At 58.8% G+C, this 20,338-nt stretch carries 20 protein-coding genes and 1 tRNA gene; 3 read left to right on the top strand and 18 right to left on the bottom strand.

Translation table 11 applies throughout. The annotated features are described in order from the left end of the window. Positions 1–12: 12 nt before the first annotated feature. From ACO06R_RS02415 to ACO06R_RS02405, 3 genes are all read right to left on the bottom strand, one after another. Positions 13–996, bottom strand: coding sequence for a BMP family lipoprotein (locus tag ACO06R_RS02415; protein ID WP_421855668.1), 984 nt, complete (start codon positions 994–996; stop codon positions 13–15). 206 nt (positions 997–1,202) lie between these two features. Then, entirely contained in the window at positions 1,203–1,853 is a 651-nt protein-coding gene (msrA, locus tag ACO06R_RS02410) for a peptide-methionine (S)-S-oxide reductase MsrA (protein WP_421855666.1), read from the bottom strand. Positions 1,854–1,882: 29 nt separating this feature from the next. Next, positions 1,883–2,206, bottom strand: coding sequence for a hypothetical protein (locus ACO06R_RS02405; RefSeq protein ID WP_421855664.1), 324 nt, complete (start codon positions 2,204–2,206; stop codon positions 1,883–1,885). A 464-nt stretch (positions 2,207–2,670) separates the two neighbouring features. On the opposite strand from ACO06R_RS02405, the gene ACO06R_RS02400 reads away from it, so the two are divergent. Then, positions 2,671–2,760, top strand: a tRNA-Ser gene (locus ACO06R_RS02400). Between the two features lie 43 nt (positions 2,761–2,803). On the opposite strand, the gene ubiV is transcribed toward ACO06R_RS02400, so the two are convergent. Genes ubiV through ubiT form a run of 3 tightly spaced genes read right to left on the bottom strand, consistent with a single transcriptional unit; the run spans position 2,804 to position 5,238 of the window. Then, complete coding sequence (gene ubiV, locus ACO06R_RS02395) at positions 2,804–3,712, bottom strand: ubiquinone anaerobic biosynthesis protein UbiV (RefSeq protein WP_421855662.1); 909 nt, start codon at positions 3,710–3,712, stop codon at positions 2,804–2,806. Continuing rightward, complete coding sequence (gene ubiU / locus ACO06R_RS02390) at positions 3,703–4,701, bottom strand: ubiquinone anaerobic biosynthesis protein UbiU (RefSeq protein WP_421855660.1); 999 nt, start codon at positions 4,699–4,701, stop codon at positions 3,703–3,705. The genes ubiV and ubiU overlap by 10 nt, the downstream gene beginning before the upstream one ends. A 9-nt stretch (positions 4,702–4,710) precedes the next feature. Further along, positions 4,711–5,238 carry a ubiquinone anaerobic biosynthesis accessory factor UbiT gene (gene ubiT / locus ACO06R_RS02385; protein WP_421855658.1) on the bottom strand — a complete coding sequence of 176 codons (528 nt, stop codon included), beginning with the start codon at positions 5,236–5,238 and terminating at the stop codon, positions 4,711–4,713. A 220-nt stretch (positions 5,239–5,458) separates the two neighbouring features. Between ubiT and ACO06R_RS02380 the strand changes: the two genes are divergently transcribed. Then, positions 5,459–6,592, top strand: coding sequence for a hypothetical protein (locus tag ACO06R_RS02380; protein ID WP_421855656.1), 1,134 nt, complete (start codon positions 5,459–5,461; stop codon positions 6,590–6,592). Positions 6,593–6,808: 216 nt separating this feature from the next. Here ACO06R_RS02380 and ACO06R_RS02375 read toward each other — a convergent pair whose 3' ends face one another. The 12 genes from ACO06R_RS02375 to ACO06R_RS02320 form a co-directional block, all read right to left on the bottom strand. Beyond that, the gene (locus ACO06R_RS02375) at positions 6,809–8,125 is read right to left on the bottom strand and encodes a hypothetical protein (protein ID WP_421855654.1); all 1,317 of its coding nucleotides are present in this window, start codon (positions 8,123–8,125) and stop codon (positions 6,809–6,811) included. A gap of 193 nt (positions 8,126–8,318) precedes the next feature. After that, the gene (locus tag ACO06R_RS02370; RefSeq protein ID WP_421855652.1) at positions 8,319–9,512 is read right to left on the bottom strand and encodes a glycosyltransferase; all 1,194 of its coding nucleotides are present in this window, start codon (positions 9,510–9,512) and stop codon (positions 8,319–8,321) included. Beyond that, positions 9,457–9,918, bottom strand: a complete 462-nt coding sequence (locus tag ACO06R_RS02365; RefSeq protein ID WP_421855650.1) for a serine O-acetyltransferase — start codon at positions 9,916–9,918, stop codon at positions 9,457–9,459. Before ACO06R_RS02365 ends, ACO06R_RS02370 begins: the two co-directional genes overlap by 56 nt. After that, a complete protein-coding gene (locus ACO06R_RS02360; protein WP_421855648.1) occupies positions 9,915–11,042 on the bottom strand; it encodes a glycosyltransferase in 1,128 nt (375 codons plus the stop codon). Before ACO06R_RS02360 ends, ACO06R_RS02365 begins: the two co-directional genes overlap by 4 nt. 16 nt (positions 11,043–11,058) lie before the next feature. Further along, the gene (locus ACO06R_RS02355; protein WP_421855646.1) at positions 11,059–12,297 is read right to left on the bottom strand and encodes a hypothetical protein; all 1,239 of its coding nucleotides are present in this window, start codon (positions 12,295–12,297) and stop codon (positions 11,059–11,061) included. A 97-nt stretch (positions 12,298–12,394) separates the two neighbouring features. Continuing rightward, entirely contained in the window at positions 12,395–13,510 is a 1,116-nt protein-coding gene (locus ACO06R_RS02350) for a hypothetical protein (RefSeq protein WP_421855644.1), read from the bottom strand. Further along, entirely contained in the window at positions 13,507–14,748 is a 1,242-nt protein-coding gene (locus tag ACO06R_RS02345; protein WP_421855642.1) for a hypothetical protein, read from the bottom strand. The genes ACO06R_RS02350 and ACO06R_RS02345 overlap by 4 nt, the downstream gene beginning before the upstream one ends. 82 nt (positions 14,749–14,830) lie before the next feature. Further along, complete coding sequence (locus ACO06R_RS02340; RefSeq protein ID WP_421855640.1) at positions 14,831–15,589, bottom strand: glycosyltransferase family 2 protein; 759 nt, start codon at positions 15,587–15,589, stop codon at positions 14,831–14,833. A 173-nt stretch (positions 15,590–15,762) separates the two neighbouring features. Continuing rightward, a complete protein-coding gene (locus ACO06R_RS02335; protein ID WP_421855638.1) occupies positions 15,763–17,385 on the bottom strand; it encodes a hypothetical protein in 1,623 nt (540 codons plus the stop codon). After that, on the bottom strand, positions 17,382–17,786 hold the full coding sequence (locus ACO06R_RS02330) for a hypothetical protein (protein ID WP_421855636.1): 405 nt from the start codon (positions 17,784–17,786) through the stop codon (positions 17,382–17,384). Before ACO06R_RS02330 ends, ACO06R_RS02335 begins: the two co-directional genes overlap by 4 nt. Before the next feature lie 83 nt (positions 17,787–17,869). Then, positions 17,870–18,238 (bottom strand): MarR family EPS-associated transcriptional regulator, encoded by a 369-nt coding sequence (locus tag ACO06R_RS02325; RefSeq protein ID WP_421855634.1) that lies wholly within the window; start codon positions 18,236–18,238, stop codon positions 17,870–17,872. Positions 18,239–18,406: 168 nt separating this feature from the next. After that, a complete protein-coding gene (locus ACO06R_RS02320; RefSeq protein ID WP_421855632.1) occupies positions 18,407–19,090 on the bottom strand; it encodes a phosphoribosyltransferase in 684 nt (227 codons plus the stop codon). A gap of 65 nt (positions 19,091–19,155) precedes the next feature. Between ACO06R_RS02320 and ACO06R_RS02315 the strand changes: the two genes are divergently transcribed. After that, entirely contained in the window at positions 19,156–20,316 is a 1,161-nt protein-coding gene (locus tag ACO06R_RS02315; protein WP_421855630.1) for an amidohydrolase, read from the top strand. Positions 20,317–20,338 lie beyond the last annotated feature (22 nt).

Raw genomic sequence — 20,338 nt, 5'->3', positions numbered from 1 at the left:
TGTCCGTGACGATCAGTACGGGCAGCTGTTGTCTTCGGTGAAGTTGTGGACGGTGACTTCGCCGGCGATGATCTTTGCCTTGGCGTCTTCAACGGCCGCCTTCATTTCGTCGCTGACGAGGCTGGCGTTGTTGTCGTCCATTGCGTAGTCGACGCCGCCTTCGGCGAGACCGAGCACGTTGATGCCGGGCTCGAAGGAGCCGTCCATGCCGGATTTGAAGGCGTTGTAGACGGCGACGTCCACGCGCTTCATCATCGATGTCAGAACGCTGCCCGGCTGCAGGCCGTTCTGGTTGGAGTCGACGCCGATGCCGAGCTTGCCGGCGTCAGCCGCCGCCTGCAGCACGCCAACGCCGGTGCCGCCGGCTGCGTGGTAGACCACATCGGCGCCCTGGGCGATCTGCGCCTTGGTGATTTCGCCGCCCTTGACCGGGTCGTTCCAGGCCGCCGGGGTGTCGCCGGTGAAGTTCTCGATCACGGTTGCGTCCGGATTGACCGACTTCACGCCGCCGACATAGCCGCAGCCGAAGCGCGAGATCAGCGGAATGGACATGCCGCCGACGAAGCCGACCGTGCCGGTTTCCGAAGCCTTGGCGGCCATCACGCCGACCAGATAGGAGCCTTCATGCTCCTTGAACACGACCGACTGCACGTTCGGTGCGTCGACGACCATGTCGATGATGGTGAACTGCGTGTCCGGAAACTCGGAAGCCACTTTCTCGATGGCCGGGGCGAAGGAGAAGCCGGCGACGACGATCGGCGAATTGCCGTCCTGGGCGAATTTGCGCAGCGCCTGTTCGCGCTGGGCGTCGTTCTGGATTTCGAACTCACGGAAGCTCGAGCCCGATTCCTCCTTGTATAGAGTGGCGCCGTTGAAGGCTGCTTCGTTAAAGGATTTGTCGAATTTGCCGCCAAGATCGTAAACGATCGCCGGCTCTGCTTGCGCGGAGAACGACAAGGCGGTTGCGGCCAGAAGGCCCAGTGCGATACGGTTCATACTTACCTACCCTGTGATGGTTTCAGTATTTGGCTCCCTCCGGCCCGCGCGGCTGCGCGCCCGACCGGCCCTCTGCGGAGGCCAATCCTCCGCGAGTGCTTCACTGTTGCACGGCTATTTTTCAAAATCACGTCAAAAATGCCGAAAAAAGCCGATTTGAAGCATAGGGTTAGCGTCGCTGCTTCACGTCGTTGCGGCCGTCCGCGCTAGCTGCCGGGGCAGGTGATGCCGGTGCCTTGCAGGCCGCAATATCCACCCGGGTTCTTGGCAAGGTACTGCTGGTGGTATTCCTCGGCGAAGTAGAATTCCGGCGCCATGCGGATCTCGGTGGTAATCGCAGCGTTACGGTTCGCTGCCTTCAACGCAGCCTGACAGGCCTCGCGGCTGGTCTGCGCCGCCTCGAGTTGCGCGGCGGTGGTGGCATAGATCGCCGAGCGGTAGGTGGTGCCGACATCGTTGCCCTGGCGCATTCCCTGTGTCGGGTCGTGCTCTTCCCAAAACAGCGCCAGCAGCCGGGCCAGCGCTACCGTCGCCGGATCGAAGACGACCATCACAGTTTCGGCGTGGCCGGTCTGGCCCGTGCAGGTCTCCTGATAGGTCGGGTTCGGCGTGTATCCGCCCTGATAGCCGGCCGCGGTCACGTGCACGCCTTCGGTCTTCCAGAACAACCGTTCGGCGCCCCAGAAGCAGCCCATGCCGAAATAGATGATCTCGGCGCCCACCGGATAGGGGCCCTTGAGCGGCTGGCCGTTGACGAAGTGCCGCTCGGCTGTCGGCAGCGCGTTATCTCGTCCCTTCAAGGCGTCATGCGGTTCGGGAAGTCTGGTCTTCTTTTCGAACAAATTGGCAAGAAACATCGCGCTGCATCCCCTGTGGTTGCGCCGGCTCAGCGGCCCGCCCGCGCGAGCCCGCGCCTGCGCGGCGTCCGGCCGACCAGATAGAACACGACGGCCAGTCCGCCGAACAAGGCGAAAGTGGGCCACCGCAGCACGCTTTCAAGGATGGTCCGGCTCACAAATTCCGGCGCATTGACCGAAAGCCAGGCCCGCAAATCCTCCAGCATCAAGGGTGCGGTCAGCTCGACGCTTTCCTGAAAGGGCGTAATCAGCAGCGTCGAAACGCTGATGGAGCGGGTGGCGTCGATCACCACGAACACCACGGCGATGGCAAAGCAAATCAGGGCAAGCAGGCGGAAGAGAAAGCGGATCATCGAGCCTTTCCGGTCGTGTTCTGCCGGGTTCGTCGGGGCGACGGTGTTCGATCTTTAGGCAACGGGCGCAAACTCCGCAATGCCGCCGGACCTTTGGTAACCTGTTTTCTACTGTAACGGCGCGAATTCCCGCGCCTTGGTGTTGACCTTGGCGGGGACTGGCGATAGTCCGCCGGTTCATGTTGTTCCGGCTCCGATGGCGGCCGGCGCGAATGAATGGTGAGGTGGCCGAGTGGTTGAAGGCGCACCGCGCCTGTTGGCTTTGCCAGCAGCGCATCACTTGGGAAAAGCGTGCGCTTTTCTTCAACCCACTCGGTCGCAACCACCGGGTGAACTGGAATGGTGAGGTGGCCGAGTGGTTGAAGGCGCACCGCGCCTGTTGGCTTTGCCAGCAGCGCATCACTTGGGAAAAGCGTGCGCTTTTCTTCAACCCACTCGGTCGCAACCGCCGGGTGCAATGGAATGGTGAGGTGGCCGAGTGGTTGAAGGCGCACGCCTGGAACGCGTGTAGGCGGGAAACCGTCTCGAGGGTTCGAATCCCTCTCTCACCGCCACTCTGCCAAAACTGATCCACCGCCCGTCAGCCGGCGGCACCCCTCACACCCGCAAGTGGCCCGGTTTGCCGTGCCAAAACCCGTTGGCAAAGGGTATCGCGCCGGTGATGAGCCGTAGCCGGGCCTCGGCTTCATCCGCACCCAACTCCCCGTCGAGCACCGCGCGGAACAGGCCGGCGATCGCCACCATGTCCTGCGAATGCGGCGACAGGCGGAAATGCGTGATCCCGGCTGAAACGAGATCGGGCAGGTCGGTCAGATAATTCAGATAACTTTGCGACAGCGTCTGGATGCCGTTGACGGCCAGAAACGGCTTGCCATCGAGCGTTTTCAGTTCCATGCCGTCCGGGTCTTCCTCGCAGACGAACTGGCAATTGTCCTTCGTGCGTGCATGCGCCCTGGCGTGATAGCAGCGCGCCGAGACCGCCAGCGAAGCACGCCCGAACACCTGCAGTTCCACGCCCGCCCCCAGGCTTTCCGCCTGCTTGGCCAATAACTGCGCCGATGTCCTGGGGATTTCCACCGGCAGGCTGAAATGGGTCGCCCCGCCTCTGGCGAGATAGGCCATCGTCGCCTCGTTATAGACATTCATCATCGGGCCGATGCGGTGCGGCCGGCCATCGATCTCGAGCAGCGCCGACGTGTTGTTGAGCTCGATCTCGTGTCCGGCGAGATCGCAGAACGCCGCAATCGCCTTGCGTTCGCGTTTCAGGACGACCTCGCTGAGCGAGGAAAACACCACCGTCTTGCCGCCGCGCTGCAGCCGCTCGGCCACCTCGCTGTAATGCTGCTCGAAGAATGGCGCCCGTTTCGAGCAGATCACCTCGCCGAGATAGACTGTGTCGATGGCCGCCTCGTCGGCGATCCGGGCATAGAAATCGAGTTTCTTGTTGGCCGGCCAATGAAACAGGATCGGCCCGAGTGTCAGGTTGCCGGTCATTGTCACCGCCATTTCTTGGTCTTGAACGCGCCTTCGGTTTGCTTTTGCCCCTCGGTCAGGGCGACCAGATCGGCGATCTTCGGTTCGCCGCCCGAAAGCACGGCGTCGACGGCCTCGCGAAACGCGCTGACGACCGATCTCACATAGGCGCGGGAGCGTTGCCGGCCTTCGATCTTGAAGGCATGCACGCCGGCTCCGATCAGGTCGGGCAGCAGATGCGCCAGGTTGAGGCTGATCGGTTCCTCAAAGGCGTAATAGCCGCCCTCTCGGCAATCGGTCAGGTAACGTCCCTTGCAGATCGTGGGATAGCCGGCCTTGTCGGAACACGAGAAGCAGTCGATGGTGTAATCGCCGAGCCGGCTCGACAGATTGCCGTCGGCGTCGCGCTCGTATTTCACGTCGGCGGCCGGCGAGCAGACCCCGTCCATATTGGTGGAAAGCCCGGTCACGTAGTTCGTCAGGCTGCAACGCCCCTCCACCATCAGCCCGTGATTGCCGAAGATGAAGGTCTCGATCTCGCAGGGGATTTCCTCGGCGACCGCCCTGATCTCCGGCACGGTCAGGATGCGCGGCAGCACCACCCGCTTGACGCCGAATTCGCGGCAGTAATAGCAGATCGCCTCCGGGCTGGATGCCGCCGCCTGCACCGACAAATGCAGCCGCGTGCCCGGATATGTCTCCGCCGCATAGGCCGCGACGCCGATATCGGCGACGATGAAGGCATCGACCCCCAGCCGGGCGCCGGTGTCGATCGCGTCCTTCCACAAATCGAACTTTCCGGCCGGCGGAAACGTGTTGACCGCCAACAGCACCTTCGAGCCCTTGTGGTGGGCATAGGCGACGGAGTGCTCCAGTTCGTCGGGCGTGAAGTTCAGGCCGGGAAAGTTGCGCGCGTTGGTCGCGTTCTGGAAGCCGCAATAGATCGCGTCGGCGCCCGCATCGGCGGCGGTGCGCAGGGCCGCCGGCGTTCCGGCGGGACAGATCAGCTCCGGTCGCAGCATGGTGTCCTCTCAGGCTTCAGGGGGTTGGTAGCCGGCGGCGCGGCGCAGCGCTGCGAGCGCCGCCCGGCCCGGCAACCCGAACATGTCGGCGACGCGGGCGGCCAGCGACCCGTCCAGATCGTCGAGCGCGTTGCGCAGGCTGACCACGGCTTCCGTGTTGCCGGAAATGTCGAGACCGCGCGAAAAGAACATCGCATCCCCGTCCTGGTCGCAATCGACCAGCTGCAGTAGATCGAAGAACTTGCCGGAGATCCGCGCGTCATGATCCGGCAGGTCGTGACGCGGACAGGCCCTGAGCAGCAGATTGTCCGGGTCTGGATGAAGCTGCAGCACAAACGGCATGTTGGCCGGATCGATGATGTAGCGGGTGTGTTTGTGCGGCCCGAGCCGGTTGAACACCGATGGCTCGTCGGCGGCCACCTTGCGGACGATCCGCGCAAGGATCGGCTGCAACACGAAAAGCGGCAACGGAAGGCGAGACAGCGCCGGCAGATGTCCGGGTTCTGGCCCGCGATAAAGCGACGGAAACTGGGTCATGGCCCTTCCCGGCTAACATGCGGGGTTTTATCGCCGCTTGACCAACGTCAAGTCCGTTTGGTGACGCGTGGCGTCCTGTGCCGGCGAGCCGCCGTCCGATCGGCCATGTGGGGGACAGGCTTTTATCGGGCTTGCGGATTCATCCCGCATTTTCGGGAGGTTGAGCCCCGGCGGCGAGATATCTGTCCACCGCACCTCACCCTCCGCCATGCTTGTGCGCATGGATTACGGCTCGGATGAATGGTTTGACCTGGAGATCGCGCAATACCGCGCCACGCTGTCGCGCATTGTGCGCACCCTGTGCATCAAGACCGGTCTGGATGTCGGCGGTGCCGACATGCAGCCGGAATGCATCTGGCGGGCGGTCCTGCGTGTGTTGTATCCCGCCGAAAGCGCCACCCGTCGCCTGCTGGCGGTCGCCGCGCGCAACATCGCGGTCAAGCTTCACGTCCGGCGGGCCAAACGCCGGCCGTTTGCCGGGATCGCGGCGGCAAAGGCCGCTGCGCCCGCCGCTGCCGACACCGAAACCGACGCCGCTGCCGATCTGGATCTGACCACGGTGTCGGAGGACGCCGCGCTCGACGTGCCGGCGTCGGTCGTGGCCTGCCTGATCGTGAGGGACAAAAGCCCCAGGCCGATGACCAACATCGTCTACCAGGGCAAACAAGTGCCCGTCGGAAAGACACCGTGGGCGCCGAAGCCGCCGAAGCCGGCAAGACAAACAGCGCCGTCGCTCAATCCGGCCTTCGCGCTGTTCGATCCGCCGATCGACTATGCGGCGATCTTCGCCCCGCCGCGGCCGCGGCGCAAAGCCGTGCCGCGCATCACCTTTTTCGGCAGCGACGCGCCGCTGCCCGTCGATCCGCCCAAACCGTCGCCGCCGGTCGACGGGCTCGGCCGCACCCTGATCAATGCCGCCCATGTCTGCCGGCGCGTCCGCGCATTGAAGGCCGCGCTGGACGATCTGCCGGGCCATGCCGTCCGCTTCGCAAGAAGAAAAGCGCGGCTTGATTCCAGCCTGACCTCAAGCCAGAGCCAGGTCGGGTTCGCATCAGCGAGCGGTCCCGGACAGCGGCTCGCCGCTTACGAGACAGATAACCGGCTTAAGGACGCGAACCAACCAGGAATTCCTCCCGAACCGATCACAAAGATCCAGATCCCGCTGCGCATCGGTCATCCGCCGGGCCGGCGGCGACGATCCGAAATCCCCATCGACGACATCCTGAAGGAATGCGACGCGCTCGCGCGTTATGCGCGGGCGCGTCGGGGCCCCGGCAACGGTGAGGAGCTTTCCGCTGCGCGGACGAAAAGCCAACGATTTGGCTTTTCGCGCGACGAACGCCCGGAGCCATAGCGAACGGCCGAACGAGGCGCTTAAGGCCGGGGCAGATAACCGCTCGCAAGGCGGGCGCGGCAACGCTGAAGCGGGCCTGGCGGCGGGCGAAGCGAAACTTAAGGCTGGGGCATTGGCCCGCCGGTCGGATCGGCCACGTGCTCATCGACAACATAGCGGGACGTATTCTGCTCATCTTGGTGGCTTGTCGTCATTCGGACCCGCAACGACAGCGTATTATTCTTTGACGATGAATTGGTGCTTTCCGCGCGGCGTCAGGCCGAGGGAGCTGGTGGTGACGACGTCGAGATCTAAATCGTTGCCCACCTTCTTCTGAAACAGGGACCTGATAAGCCGCTTGTCTTTCTCCTCGAACCCTTGATCGGGAACCAAGCGAAGCTCACACGTTCCAGGCGTGTTTTGATAGAATTGAAATCTCTTGACATGTTCGAGAACGGAGGAATGCGTGTTCAGGGCTGTCATGTATATCCGCGACCCCGATTTGCCTTCCAGGAACTCCTTGCCCCACCGCCCCGAAATCTCGCCGAATGATGTTAGAAAGCGCTCGTCCGGGTTCACGTTCTCGGCCGCGTCTCCGGTGCGGTAGCGGATCAACCGGGTTGCGCGGTTCAGGAAACCGGTGGCCACCAGTTCACCGTCGATTGCTTCACACACCCCGTAAAGTGGGTGTGGTATGAAGCTGCCGTCAACCAGCGGTGCGAAAACCAGCCTTTCGGTCATTCCGTAAAACGAAATTGGCTTGCATGAGAACACCTCCTCGATCAGCTCTTTCTGAAAATCGTAAAGCTTCTCGGATACAAGCAGAATGCCGGAGATTCCTCGAAGCTGCCTGTTCGTCGTTTTGAGGGTTTTGGCAAACTCGTAGACGGATGATGGGTAGCCATGAAGCCAGCGGGCATTGAACCGTTGGATTTCGTCGAACGAGTCGACGATCACCGCCTCCGACATTTTGAGCGGGGAGACCAAGAGTTCTTTATACAGCGGATTATACTCGATCGCCCGATTCTGATCGTTGCTGTCGACACCGCGCAGTGAGATCCTTTTGCGGTTTACGTCGATCCCGTTCTCGGCGAGGAAATGGGCAACAAACGCCCATTCTCTCGAATAGCACTCGTTTTCGAGAAAGAAGCTGAACTGCTTGCCGGTGCTGCCGCCGGTCGAAACCAAATAGCGGGAACGCGCAAATCTGGGGTCGAGAAAGGAGTCCAGATCCGCCTGCACTTCCTCCTTGCCGATAATCGGAAAGTCGAAATACTGATCGACATCCGTGACCTCTTGAGTGCCGCTTTCCGCTGCCCAGTCCTTGTAGAACGGAATGAAATTGATGGCATCGTTCAGGTAATCCAGCAGCAGGGCGTCCCGCTTGGTTGCGCGCCGGCTGTCACAACGGCTCTCTTGTTGCTTCAATGCGCGGCGTTGGGTCCTGTAGGACGAACCACAAAAAACCTCGAACGGCAGGTAGTAGAGGGGATACCGGATGAACGCGGGACTTTTCACATAGATGGATTTAATTCGTTTCAGGTTCAGCGCCATGTATTTTGCTTCCGAGGTGTCCTGACTACCTTGACGGGTCTGGATAGCGACCGCCGCGCCGCTTGGACTTGCCGGTCAGATGATTGGTCCAAGGCTCTTTCGGTGGGCGCTGTTTGCGGTTGGTCCGGTGGAAATTCTTTTCGGCCCGAAAAGGGCGAACGCGGCCCGTGTGCAACAATCGCCAAACGGCTCTTCAGGGCATGCGTATGTTCTCACAGATCGCCAGCGCCCTTCGGGTCGCAGCGCCTGAATTGTAAGGCCAGAACGCCCGCGCCGAACGCGTTTTGTATTCTCCGTGGTTCTGCAGCACGGTTATCAGCGCGTTTCTCAACTCGGCCACATTCCTCGGCTCGACAAGCACCCCGTTTTCTCCGACCAGTTCGGGAACCGCGCGCCATGTCGTGGAAATGACGGGCAATCCAACCGAAAACGCCTCGATTATCACGCCCGGATATCCCTCGCCCTCATAATATGTCGGAAGCGCCAGGACGTGACTTTTCGACATTCGCTCGATCACGTCCGCGCTGTCGATCACACCCACATAAGTGGCATTGTCTTGGGATTCGATCCTGCGCAGGATCGTCTCGTCCTGGGGCGGGCCAGCCACCGTCAATCTGAAGCGCTCATCCCCGAGCACCGCATCCAGAAGATCGACAACGCCCTTTTCTTTGCACATGGTTGAAGCAAACAGGATCTCAAACCGGCCATGCCGGTATGGCGGGCTCTGCAGGTTTGCCGCTCGGCGGACATTGGGGAAAAGGTGCGTGTTGCCATTGAGCCGCTTGAAGAACGCCACTTGATCCTTTGTTTCGAAGAACAGTACGTCGAACCTTTTCAGCGTAAGGCGGGTAATTTGCCGTTTCCAGAAACATGACCCTTGATATGCGACTGCGAACGAACCCGCGAACTTTCGAAGCGCAACGCGCTTTTTGAACACGATCTTCCAAATGGCGATAATGGGACCCAGAAACAGGACATCGTTCTGCGTCGCATTGAAGATGAGGATGTCCTTGTCGCAATTCTGGACTAGGCCCTTCAGCACGGCCAAAAACATGGCCAGCTTGCCGCTGTAGCTTCGGGAGTTCGTGTCGAGGACAACGAATTCTCGGCGGCACTCTACCAGGTCCGAGCAGAACAGCTCGAACAAGACGGTTACGCCGCCACGGGCATTGTCCGCATGTTTCGGCCCCAGCAACAAGATGGTCGAAGCGTGTGCAGACGCGTTTTTGCTCTTCGTTGATTTCTTGCTCAATGATGTCCCGCCGGACCCGTCATGGGAAGCCTGATCTGGATCAATCGGTCGTGTGGCTTGCGTCGTCGGCAGGCGAAGGTCACACATAGTCCGATTTCTTGATCCCGGATTTGATTTTCTTGGCTGGAACTCCAACCATCAGCGAACCTGAATCGACGTCTCGAACAACCACCGCATTCGCGCCGATTACTGAATTGGAGCCGATGTTGACATCGCCAAGCACTATGGCGCCGGCACCTATGAAGACGTTGTCTCCTACTCTCGGGACATTGGCATTCTTTGAGGTGCCGCCTATGGTTACACCTTGGTTGATGTGGCAATTATCACCGATAACGGCGCGTTGGTGTATCACGATTCCCAGACCGCCATAGGCCAGGACGCAGCCTTTTCCGATCCTCGCTTGGTGGGGCAGGTAGCAGGAGTAAAACAACCTTATGAAGTAGGTGATAAGGGAAGGAAGAAGAGGCGCGCGATACGACCAAAGCGTATGCGCAAAGCGATAGGCATAGATAGGATTCTTCGCCCATTTGGTAATACTCATCGCGGCTCCTTCCTGAGTACGCTACTGGGCGGCTTTTCTTCGATGCGAAGAGAGTTGGTGCCGCGCGTTCGGAAAACATCCTCAATTGCAAGCTTGAGGCTCTCCACGTCATTGGCGCGAACGATACGACCTAGGGGCGAGAGATTGGCTATTCGCGGCAGATCCCCAACATCCGTGACGATGAAGGGAACGGAGTAAGTCAGAGCCAAAAGAGCGACCCCCGAAGATGTTGCGGACAGGTAGGGCAGCACCAGGCAATCGGTGTCAGCGATCACCTGATGGAATTCGATATCCTCCAGAAAACGGTTCTGAAAATCGGCGCGTTCGCTTTGGAGGAGGACATCGGCAAAGGGGTGATCAATTGCCCCGCGACCGGCGATCGAAAGCACCATCCGTTTTGCCAGCTGTGGTGAGTGCTCGTCGATGCCGCGCAAGGCGTCGATCAGCACTCCCAACCCTTTGTAAGGCTCAATTCGACCCGCAAACGCGATCCGGAATCTTTCGTCTTCGGTTCGCTTTCTCTTCGTCAAGGCCGCTGGAAATGGGTGGCTCGAAAAAACTTTCGAACGCACTGATTCCCATGAAAGGCCTTTTATCAACTCGGGTTCATGGAAGTGTAGGACGATCTTGTCCCGTCTCGCCAACTGGCGCAGGCACCAACGGTTTAGACGATAAAGCACAGTGGACACGAGGGATTTTGTATGACCCTCATGGGGTACAGGATCGTGGATGGTAACCTGCACACGACCGGCAAGCGACTTCCCAAGCACACCGACATATAGAGAAGAAAACAGGAAGTCGTCGACAAGCCAGACTTCATCGATCTGCTTCTCGCGCAACTGGCGGCTGAGTGCGCGAATTTCCTTTCTGGTGCGGTGAAATGTGAGAACCAGATAGGGAATAAATCGCTTGTATCCGAGGCGATCGATCTGGGTGTCGAACAGAAAGGCGTCAACTCCATCCACCGACTTGACGACATCGTGCGCCCCAATCACTCCCTTGAGCCGCCCCTGAGACTTCAGGGACTGCGCCCATGCGCTAAAATACTGAGACATTCCACCGAAGGGTTTGTGCGTGCCAAGCATCAGAAGCGCCACTTGGCCCGGTTTCTTTCCGCCGCCCATGGATGTCGTCTCGATTTCAGTTATTTCGGACACAAACCCGCACGCGGGGATCCCAGTTTGGGGTCGGGCGTCCAACGTTTCTTGACCGGCTTCTTGACGCTGCCGCGCGCGGTACGCCCTGGTTCAAGAAGAGGCCTATGATAAAGTAAAACAGAGGATACTCGTAGTAGCGCCCTACATAGGAAACAATAAAGTACAGGTCGTATGTAAAGCCTGCGGCAAGAACGACGAACACAAGCCCTCTTGGAACATTAAGCGGTCCCCGCACAAGCAGAAATAGAAGGTATGAGAGGAGCATGGCTCCAACGACACCCAATGTCCGGAACGTTTGGAGATAGAGATTGTGATAGGTTGTGACGATCTCTCCAATCTTGATCTCTGTGGGGATCGGGTACACGCCGAAGCCGAACAAAGCATCCCGCCAGTTCGCGTCCACCGTGGTTGCGGCCCGCCACAGTTCGGTTCGGCCTGTTGTGTCGAGGGACCACACTCTCGAAAAATAGAGAAAGCTTTCCGTAGGCAGCGAATCCAGGAACATCAGGCGGAATGCCACACCAAAAGCCAGCATCAACGAAACGGCCCGGATGAGCCCGATGGATTTCGAGAGAGCAAAGAACATTATTCCGCAGCACAAGAAAATCTGGGCACGGCTTAGCGAAATGGCCGTCAAGCTTGCAAGGACCACGAAGACCAAAACCAGCTCAAGCCTCGATAGATTGGAAAAGAACAAAGCCAAAAGCAGCAACAAGGGGAACACCAGATTGGTGGAGTAGGGCCTGGATGTGGAGTAAAGGCCGACCTCGAGGACCTCCAGCGATCCAGCGATGATGAAAAGAACAGCCAACCCCATGAACCAGCGGCCGACCACCGCATGTCTTTTCGGGTGGATCAGCCCCAGATAGAATCCGCAAAAAGAGAGCACGCAACTAACGATGAGTTTTATCGCATGCGATTGCTCGTATTCACCTAGCTTGTCACCATTGATGAGGATGGTGGTGAATATAGTGTAGCATTGAAGAAGCAATACGACGCCAACACCGGGCCGAAGAAAAAACTTCCGCGAAACCAATAGCTCGACAACAAAGGCAGACAGGCAGAGAGCCCCCCCTGCATAGACAAGCGGAAACAACTTCACCGCGTAGTCGCCGTCGAGATCGCGAACATACGGGTTCATCCCGGCAAAGGCTGTAAAGAGTAGCGAACCCGACAGAAAAGCCGGGTAAACAATATCCTTCTTCTTAATGAGGGTGCGCAACTGGCGAGTACCGAGGCTGTTTACGGGAGAATGCCCTGGCGGCCTCCGTGCTGTTTGTGTGTGTGTTGATTGCGATCACAATCGTGCCGCTCGCCAATCAGGAAATTCCGATGGGGTTGGAATGTAACAGGTGTCTCGCACGCTGTCTGAAAGCCCGAAGGGCGCGAAACGCGCCATGGCCATAGTTGAATTTGGACGTGGAACTCGTGCAACTCAACTCGTGCAAATAGTCGATTACGATGCCCCGGGCGGCCAGCACCCTTGCCATCGAAACGTCCTCTGCCTCGCCCCAGGGGACATCTGAGATCGCAGCGTATGGATTGAAGCCGACTTTGTCTCGTTGAAACACGCAGACGCCCCCATCCACATAAGGTGTCCATCCTCTTGCCAAGGGAAAGAAATACCGGCTGCCCAATACCGAGCCCAACAACGGTGCGGACCTCGACGTGCCGGCGCTATCCAGCGTCTTGAGATAGACGAAATCCAGGTAGGGTAAGCCGCCTTCAAGATGGACCTGCGGGGCCGCTACCTGAATGGGGAGCCGCGCGATCTCCTCAAGGAAAGTCTCCTGCAAGAGGATCCGTGTATGCATTATGACGCGCAGCGCGTAACGAGCTTCATCCCAGAGCTTGGCCTTCTTCTCGGCGATGTAGATCTGTTCGTCGCGGCCGCAGTCATGCTGTATGAACCTGACTTCGCACATCCCGTGCGTGCGCTTGCGAACCTCGGCGTCCACTTTCGCATTGATGTCCGTCAGGCAGATAACGATCTCCAGGGGCAACTCGGACTTTGTTGCCGAAGTGAGAATCGCATCCACGCATTCCAGCAGCTTCTGGAGTTCGCGCTGATCGTTCGAAGACACTATGCAAACCGAGACGCCATCAGCTGCGATGGGTTTGTGTTTCCTGCGGAAGCACAGTCTTCCGGGTTCCTGTTGAACCTGCTCGAAATCACGCAGTGCAGGGCTTCGAAAAAGAGATTGGATTTGCCAACGGCGAACCGCCCGCTTTCCGAAACCGTATCCCTTCTCTTCGACATTGGAAAAGGAGACAGTTCCTCCCTGTTCGATCGTGTTTGCGGACCAATGCAGGGCTAACCGGAGCAGGGCACCGGAGAACCGCCGCGCGTCAAGTTCGACAGAATTGTAGGAGATCGCCGGATCGCGCACACATAGAAAATCCGCCTGCCGTCTCAGCGAACATTTACGCGTCATTTTTTCAGTACCTTCAGATAAAATGCCACAAATGTGGAGACCGAGAAGACGGCGTAGATAAACAGATACCCGTAAAGGACCCCCGACAAGTCAAGCACCGAGGGCCCGAAGAGGAACAGGGCAACGATCGCGACAGCCGTTGGAACACTGATGCGCTTGGTAATCACCAGCCCAGCTTTCGTCACACCGGCAAACGCGCCCGAAACGTGCAGAATGCTGTTTGCGACGACCATCAAGGAAACGAATGCGATATCGGCATTGGTGAACGCGTATCCATCGACCCACACGTCGAGAAGCGTGTTTCCAAAGGCGAAGAATCCGATACCCAAAGCGAGCGCGGTTCCTGTTGAAAGAAGCTGCGCCTTGTAAAACACGCCCTCCGCGGCTTCATGCTGACTGGAATGAATGTGTTGAGAGAAGCGATGTAAAAACACGTCGCCAAAAACGCGCACAATCAGGGTCAGCATCAGGTAGAAACGCATCAGGAAGCCGAAAATAACGACCTCTTTCTCGCTGAAAGAAAAAGGCATCACGAAGTATCCGAAGTTGTAGATGGAGATTTCTGCAATCGAATAGACCAAGCTGTGGCCAACCAGGCCAATGGTGGGCTTCTGCGAGTTGAGATTTCGCACTCCTGGCCAAGCCGCAAAGCCGCGAAGCACACTCTTAGCGACCGGCCCGATGACAACGAGGGCCAACAAGCAGGCGATCGCGCACGCGGCATACATGCCCAGCAAGAACAAGACGATTACGAGCACCAAGCTTATCAGGCGCTTCATCACATCCAGTATGTCGTACAGAATTTGGCGGTCAGTGGCGTAAAAAATCGGGCGGTAGAGCGCAAAGAGTGTAATCAACAATGAAAAGATTGTATAAGCCGGCGTCCAGCCTGCGCCATAAAGCTGGAATCGCCTCGCCAGTACATGGCTAGTAAGCGAGAATGACACTAGAAGGACTATCGCCAGGGCGACAAAAAACAGGCTGGAGAGGGCGAAGGTGGCTTTGTAGTCCGATTTGGCCACATACTTCTCACGTATGGTGATATAGAATGCTCGGCCGGCACCGGCATCAAACAGCGACAGATAGGTAACTATGCCCAGGAATGTGAACAGATATGCGAGTTCGCTTGTCGTCAGATGGCGGGAGAAGACAATGGGCTGAAGAAGGCCCGTTCCAAATGTGATTGCGCCTCCGGCTGCTTTCAGCGCGAGGAGGCGGCGTTCCAGGTTGTCTTTCATTGCGAAGCGATCAGCCGTGAAGGATGGGCCAGGTCATTGCCCGGTTGCCTTGATCCTGATCCGAAGCCACCGCAACCCGTTTTCAGCCCCGTTGCCGATCCCAGGGGCTCGTGCCGCCAAGGTCCTGAAGGAATTCATACTCTGCGGGGACTCCGCAAAAGATGACGTCGTCCCTGGGGATCGTGGTGAACCGGATATCCCGGCCCCTGGAAATCAGGTTGTTGTACAGCGGTGCGACATAGATCTCGCCATTCTTCAACTCGCTGTCGGGCTTCATCTGCTCCATTTCCAGCGCCAGCCGAAAGTCCGCGATGGTGGAGAAATGATAAAGCCCGGTGCAGCAATGCGTGGAGATCGGGTCCTTCTCTGCCGTCCGCTTGACGGTGTCCTCGCATCCCGGCTCCACAAAACTCCAATTGTCACCTTCGCCAATGAAGGTTTCCAGGAATCCTGCCGCCGATGGCATTCCGGTTGTCGCAGGATATTCGAACCGACTCCGAAAAGTGTCGACGTTGAAGATCGTGAGGCCGTCCGTCGGCTCATCGTGCAGTGCGTCCAAACCAAATGAAACCGTCTCGGCCTGCCCCTTTGTGGTGTGTTTGAGCTCGACGGTCCGGAAGTCGCTTATTCCAAGCGCACGACACTGCGCGCTTACGAAATCCGTGGTGACATGATCCTGTCGGCAAACAAAAAGAAATTTCCCGTTGTCGAAGTAGCGCGCAAAGCCGAGGACAGCCCAATGGAACACTGTCTCGCCGAACAGGGGCAATTGATATTTCGGCTTGGTGTAACCTTTGTCCTTGAAGCGCTTGGACTCGCCAGCCATTGGGAACACGATCATGATCTATCCTTCGCCGAACAGGAGAAATTGGGCAGGTAATGCGGTTTCGTCGAGAACTGCGCGGGACCGCGCCCTGAGCGGTTCGTCAGGTTGCACCGATAGCTACGGCTGCGCCGGTCGAGGCCCGCAGCGGGCCAGCCCATTGAAGTTGTGATTCAGCCGGCGAAACAAGATCAACCGCGCAAGACGGGGTAACGATCGATCAGTTCTTCATACAAGCGAATGGCGTTTGCGATGAACGCGCATTGCCTTTTGAAGGAGTCGGAATGCAACGGTAGCATAGAAAGAAACAGGTGAATCGTTATCGACAGCACTTCCGCTTCGTCAATGTCGAATCCGGCGAAGAGTGATCTCGAAAACTGCTCCTGGATCTGATGAGTATCCTGGTTCACCTCGATATCGAAATCCAGGCACAAGCCGCCGCTTTGCACCTCTAAGGTGTATCTGTCCGCGATTATGAAGTCGTAGAGGCCAATAACCGAATGGTATAGCTTGGCGTAGTCATAGTTCTGGTCGCCATAGACGGTGGTGTCGCCCTTTAGATTCAACCCCCTGGGATCCAGTACCTTGATCGACTGGGACCGAAAGTCGTACAGGATGTTGCTCATGCAAAAATCGCCGTGCACGACGCATGGAGTTGAGGCTTGTCTGCCTTGGACAGGCGCCAAAGACCTCTTTGCAATCTCATTGAGGCTCGGGCTACGCCTGCCATTGATTGTCAGTTCTTGATCCAATCGAAAGCCGGTTGTTCTGGCAAACTCTGACAGCCTTAGTCTCGTCTTCGCGTGAACCTCGCCGGCAATGTCGACCGCGGAGCGGTCCTTTGCCATATGCTCCCGGCATTTACTCAGGAAGGTCCCGCAGGCGTCGAAAATCTTTCGCCACGTGTACTGGGAGTGGTTCGCATAGACGAACAGGTCGTTTAGCGGGAGTAGATGGAGATACTCGCTGCTGTATCCAAACCGCTGCTCATCTTCCTTGCAGAAAGGGTCCAGAACGCGAGGGGTGTGCAGCTTTATCTCACCGGGAATGTCGGTAAACCACAGATACTCGGAATTTATCTTCTTCTGGTCCGCGCTGCTCTTGGTTACCTTCTGGTTGGCAATGGAAAGGGAATTGAAGCTCCTTTGTGTTGTAATCTTTGCTCGTGAGCGGAAGAAGCTGTTCAGATGTCCGAAATCCAGCCAGGTGCCGGATTCCGCATACTCGATTTTCCTGTCCTGGCCATATCTACGGAGAGCCTGCACGAAATCATAATCTGTCGTGGAAAGGCAGTGGCGAAAATGGGCCGTGTCAGAGAAGGAGAAATAGCCGGACAGAACCAGGTCGCCCTCTTCTGCAAACTGTGTGGCGGGCAAGCCGTTGTGGCAATGCCCGTTCTTCTTCTGGACCACAGCTCTTTCGTAATAGCCGTCGTTGGTCGCTACAGAGACAATGTCTTTCCGATCGGTTGAGATCCCGGACAACAGGGTGTCGCCGTGGAGGATCTTCAATCCATCCTCCGTCCAGTGCGGTTTCGTCTGGTCAAGGACATGCGAAACAGAAGCGCCCAGACTTAGGCCCTCTGGAACCGGGACCGTCGCGGCGCCTGCTTCCTTCAACTTTCTGGTGTCGGTCTTTTCCGGGAGATACGTTTCCGGCAGCGAAATGAACGTCTTTTCCGTACAGTCTTCAAACAGGCGCAGCTGATGCTCGAAGAGACGGCGGTTTCCGATCGGAAGGAAACTCGGGGGCGTCCGTCCAAGTTCCGCAGTTAGATCGTCGGAGATAAACGCTGCGGAAGTGATCAGGATCATTGCTCTTCCGAGCCTTGTTTCGGCCGGCTCGCACGACCCTTTTCCAGCAAAGACAGAATCTCGTCGTATTCGAGATTGGCGAACTCGTTTGGCCGTATCGCTTTATCGTCGACATAAAAACCGCCGTCTCCACACCATGGTTTTCCGACGTGGATCTCGTCGAATGGAATGCCGTGCTTCTCCAGCCAGGTGACAATCAGGGGCAATGTCTTTGCGCAGATCAGGCCCGTATTGTTCGCGTGCGTGTTCATGTTTCGGGCAGTGTAAATCGCGATCTGAAACCCGAGATTTCTGTATTCGCGAAGCTTTCGAACAGTGTCGGGGTTCGGCGATTGATCCGGGTAGGGCAAATTGCTGCCCACCGTGATCGTATCGTCGAGATCAACAACCAGTTTTTTCATTTTGGTGTTTCTTCAAGTGGTTCCGTTGTGTCGGACTGTGCGCCGGTCCTGCCCGGAAAATGGTCTGTGCTGTTCAAGCGGCTTCAGTCCGGCCGCTTGGGTGCAGCGCCGGCACCACTGGCCAACTCGCCCTGCAATGCGTCGATTTCCGCCTTCATGTCCTCGTATTCCCTCAGCTTGCGCTCCAGGAACCGGCGGGTGATCTCGGCTTTGCGGGCGATGCCCTTCGGGGTCAGGATATAGGCGTATCTGCGCTTGTCCGCGGCGGCGGAGAAATTGCCGAGCTTCACCAGACCCTTGCCGACCAGGGCGTTGAGTACGTAGTGGACACCGCCCACACTGACGCCGGCGGCCTCGGCCAGTTCGCGCTGCGACCTCTCCGGGTTCTCATGCAGCAGCCGCAAGACACGGAAATGCGTGTCCTCTTGAACCTCGGCGCGTCTGCTGGTCATGTCTGGGAGAGGGTTTTTCGCAAGCTACCGCACAAGAGCTGCCTTAAGGGGCGCCTTGTGGTGCAGAGCTGGAAATTTAGGGGCGAATCGCATCGCTCAGTTTTGAGCGCTAGCACATCGGTGCGTGCGCTCACAAGCAGCACTGCCCACCTTTTGATGAATGTCTATTCAATCGCTTCGAGGCCGGTGGTTGCGGGCGCGTGCCTGGAGCGCCTCCGCGTCGACGATAGGCGTCGAGATCGCACCGAAAGCGGGCACCTCGCCGACCGCTTCTCGCCACCCGTCTCCTTGCAGCATCGCCGCGCCGATCATGACCGGCGCGACGTCGGCAAGATCGAGCAGGTCGAGGACAGCGCGCATCGAACGCCCCGTTGACAGCACGTCGTCAACGACTGCCACGCGGCGATCCTGCAGCAATGGGATCATCCTCGGATCCATGTAGATGCGCTTCCCTTCGCCCGGTGAGGTGACAGACGAAATCGGCATCGACTGCGCTTCATCGTACCAGAATTTGCGCGACGTGCTGAGCGGCACGAGACGCGTATGTCCGAGCCGCCGGGCGACGGCTTCGGCGAGCGGCAGGCCGAGTGTCGGCACACCGACGATCACCTCCGGCCGGTGGGTTGCAAGCGCCTCGCTGATCCGGTCGGCGAGCGCGTCCAGCACCACGAAGCTCGCCTGGGTGACGATCAGCGAGGCGACGTGATTGCCGGCATCGCCGGGAAGCCGGCGCAACGGCAGCAGCAGTGTCTTGCCGCCGCCGAAATCGGCCGCGAATGACTCTCCGTCGGGTTGAACACCGGGCACCAGACCGTCATGAATCTCCTGCCAGACGTCCGTTCTCGTCGTCATCTCACGGCTTCCTCTTGCACTGCACGGTCCGATCGGTAGGGTTCCGCAAAAACAGGGGTGAATGCATGTACGACCGGACGCGTTTGGATGAGTGGGTGGCCTTGCGGCGCGATTTGCACGCCCATCCCGAACTCGGTTTCGAGGAACACCGCACTGCCGGCATTGTCGCCGAACGCCTCGCCGAAGCCGGATATCGCGTCCGGTGCGGATTGGGACAAACGGGCGTTGTCGGCTCGATGACCAGGGGCGGAGGCTCGCGTTCCATCCTGTTGCGTGCCGACATGGACGCGCTTGCCATGACCGAATGTAAGGGCCGCTCCCATGGTTCGACGATCGACGGCAAGATGCATGCTTGCGGGCATGACGGTCATACGGTCATGCTGCTGGCGGCAGCCGAGAAGATCGCCGCACTGGATTTCGATGGAACAGTGCATCTGGTGTTCCAGCCCGCCGAGGAGGGGCGCGGCGGCGCGGCGGCCATGGTTGCCGACGGCCTCTTGGACGAGTTTCCCGCCGACGCTGCCTATGGTCTGCACAACATGCCGGATTTGCCGCTTGGCGTGATAGCCGCTGTCGAGGGGCCGCAGCTTGCCAGTTCCGACAGTTGGGAGGCGGCGTTTCGTGGCGTCGGATCGCATGGCGCCAAGCCGCACCAGGGCCGCGACGCCGTCACGGCGGCTGGCGTGTTCTTGGGGCAGCTGCCCGGTATCGTCGCGCGCGAGGTCGATCCGCTGCAATCGGCCGTGGTTTCCGCCTGCGCGTTGTCGGCGGGCGATTTTGCCGCCTTGAACGTGATCCCGGCCGAGGTGCGGGTCGGTGGCACCGCGCGCGCTTATTCGGCGGCAATGCGCGATCATCTCGAAGAAGCGATCGGTCGGCAGGCGCAAGGTGTCGCTTCTTCCTGGGGCATCGAGGCCGACTACCGCTTCATCCGGCGCATTCCGCCGGTCGTCAATGATCCCGGCCCCGTTGCGGTCGCGCGTCGGGCTGTCGTCAAAGCCCTTGGCGGCGAGGCGCTGCAGACCGTCTTTCCCCCGTCGACAGCCGGTGATGACTTTGCGGAGTTTTCCGCCCGCGTTCCGGGTGCCTATGTCTGGCTCGGCATGGGCCCGTCGGTCGAGACCGGCGTGCACCACAGCCCGCGATACGATTTCAACGATGCCTGCATGAGCGCCGGTATCGAGTATTGGTGCGCAGTGGTGGCCGAGGAACTCGGCGCGAAGTAGGCTGGCCGCTGCGGCTCCGCAT

Source organism: Oricola sp. (assembly GCF_965230365.1).
Taxonomy (GTDB): Bacteria; Pseudomonadota; Alphaproteobacteria; order Rhizobiales; family Rhizobiaceae; genus Oricola.
This window is presented reverse-complemented; position numbering and strand designations above follow the sequence as displayed.

What these genes read in the sequence shown, in the direction of transcription:
- ACO06R_RS02415 (WP_421855668.1), bottom strand. Translation starts at nt 996, where the DNA reads ATGAACCGTATCGCACTGGGCCTTCTGGCCGCAACCGCCTTGTCGTTC.
- msrA (WP_421855666.1), bottom strand. Translation starts at nt 1,853, where the DNA reads ATGTTTCTTGCCAATTTGTTCGAAAAGAAGACCAGACTTCCCGAACCG.
- ACO06R_RS02405 (WP_421855664.1), bottom strand. Translation starts at nt 2,206, where the DNA reads ATGATCCGCTTTCTCTTCCGCCTGCTTGCCCTGATTTGCTTTGCCATC.
- ubiV (WP_421855662.1), bottom strand. Translation starts at nt 3,712, where the DNA reads ATGGCGGTGACAATGACCGGCAACCTGACACTCGGGCCGATCCTGTTT.
- ubiU (WP_421855660.1), bottom strand. Translation starts at nt 4,701, where the DNA reads ATGCTGCGACCGGAGCTGATCTGTCCCGCCGGAACGCCGGCGGCCCTG.
- ubiT (WP_421855658.1), bottom strand. Translation starts at nt 5,238, where the DNA reads ATGACCCAGTTTCCGTCGCTTTATCGCGGGCCAGAACCCGGACATCTG.
- ACO06R_RS02380 (WP_421855656.1), top strand. Translation starts at nt 5,459, where the DNA reads ATGGATTACGGCTCGGATGAATGGTTTGACCTGGAGATCGCGCAATAC.
- ACO06R_RS02375 (WP_421855654.1), bottom strand. Translation starts at nt 8,125, where the DNA reads ATGGCGCTGAACCTGAAACGAATTAAATCCATCTATGTGAAAAGTCCC.
- ACO06R_RS02365 (WP_421855650.1), bottom strand. Translation starts at nt 9,918, where the DNA reads ATGAGTATTACCAAATGGGCGAAGAATCCTATCTATGCCTATCGCTTT.
- ACO06R_RS02360 (WP_421855648.1), bottom strand. Translation starts at nt 11,042, where the DNA reads ATGGGCGGCGGAAAGAAACCGGGCCAAGTGGCGCTTCTGATGCTTGGC.
- ACO06R_RS02350 (WP_421855644.1), bottom strand. Translation starts at nt 13,510, where the DNA reads ATGACGCGTAAATGTTCGCTGAGACGGCAGGCGGATTTTCTATGTGTG.
- ACO06R_RS02345 (WP_421855642.1), bottom strand. Translation starts at nt 14,748, where the DNA reads ATGAAAGACAACCTGGAACGCCGCCTCCTCGCGCTGAAAGCAGCCGGA.
- ACO06R_RS02340 (WP_421855640.1), bottom strand. Translation starts at nt 15,589, where the DNA reads ATGATCGTGTTCCCAATGGCTGGCGAGTCCAAGCGCTTCAAGGACAAA.
- ACO06R_RS02335 (WP_421855638.1), bottom strand. Translation starts at nt 17,385, where the DNA reads ATGATCCTGATCACTTCCGCAGCGTTTATCTCCGACGATCTAACTGCG.
- ACO06R_RS02330 (WP_421855636.1), bottom strand. Translation starts at nt 17,786, where the DNA reads ATGAAAAAACTGGTTGTTGATCTCGACGATACGATCACGGTGGGCAGC.
- ACO06R_RS02325 (WP_421855634.1), bottom strand. Translation starts at nt 18,238, where the DNA reads ATGACCAGCAGACGCGCCGAGGTTCAAGAGGACACGCATTTCCGTGTC.
- ACO06R_RS02320 (WP_421855632.1), bottom strand. Translation starts at nt 19,090, where the DNA reads ATGACGACGAGAACGGACGTCTGGCAGGAGATTCATGACGGTCTGGTG.
- ACO06R_RS02315 (WP_421855630.1), top strand. Translation starts at nt 19,156, where the DNA reads ATGTACGACCGGACGCGTTTGGATGAGTGGGTGGCCTTGCGGCGCGAT.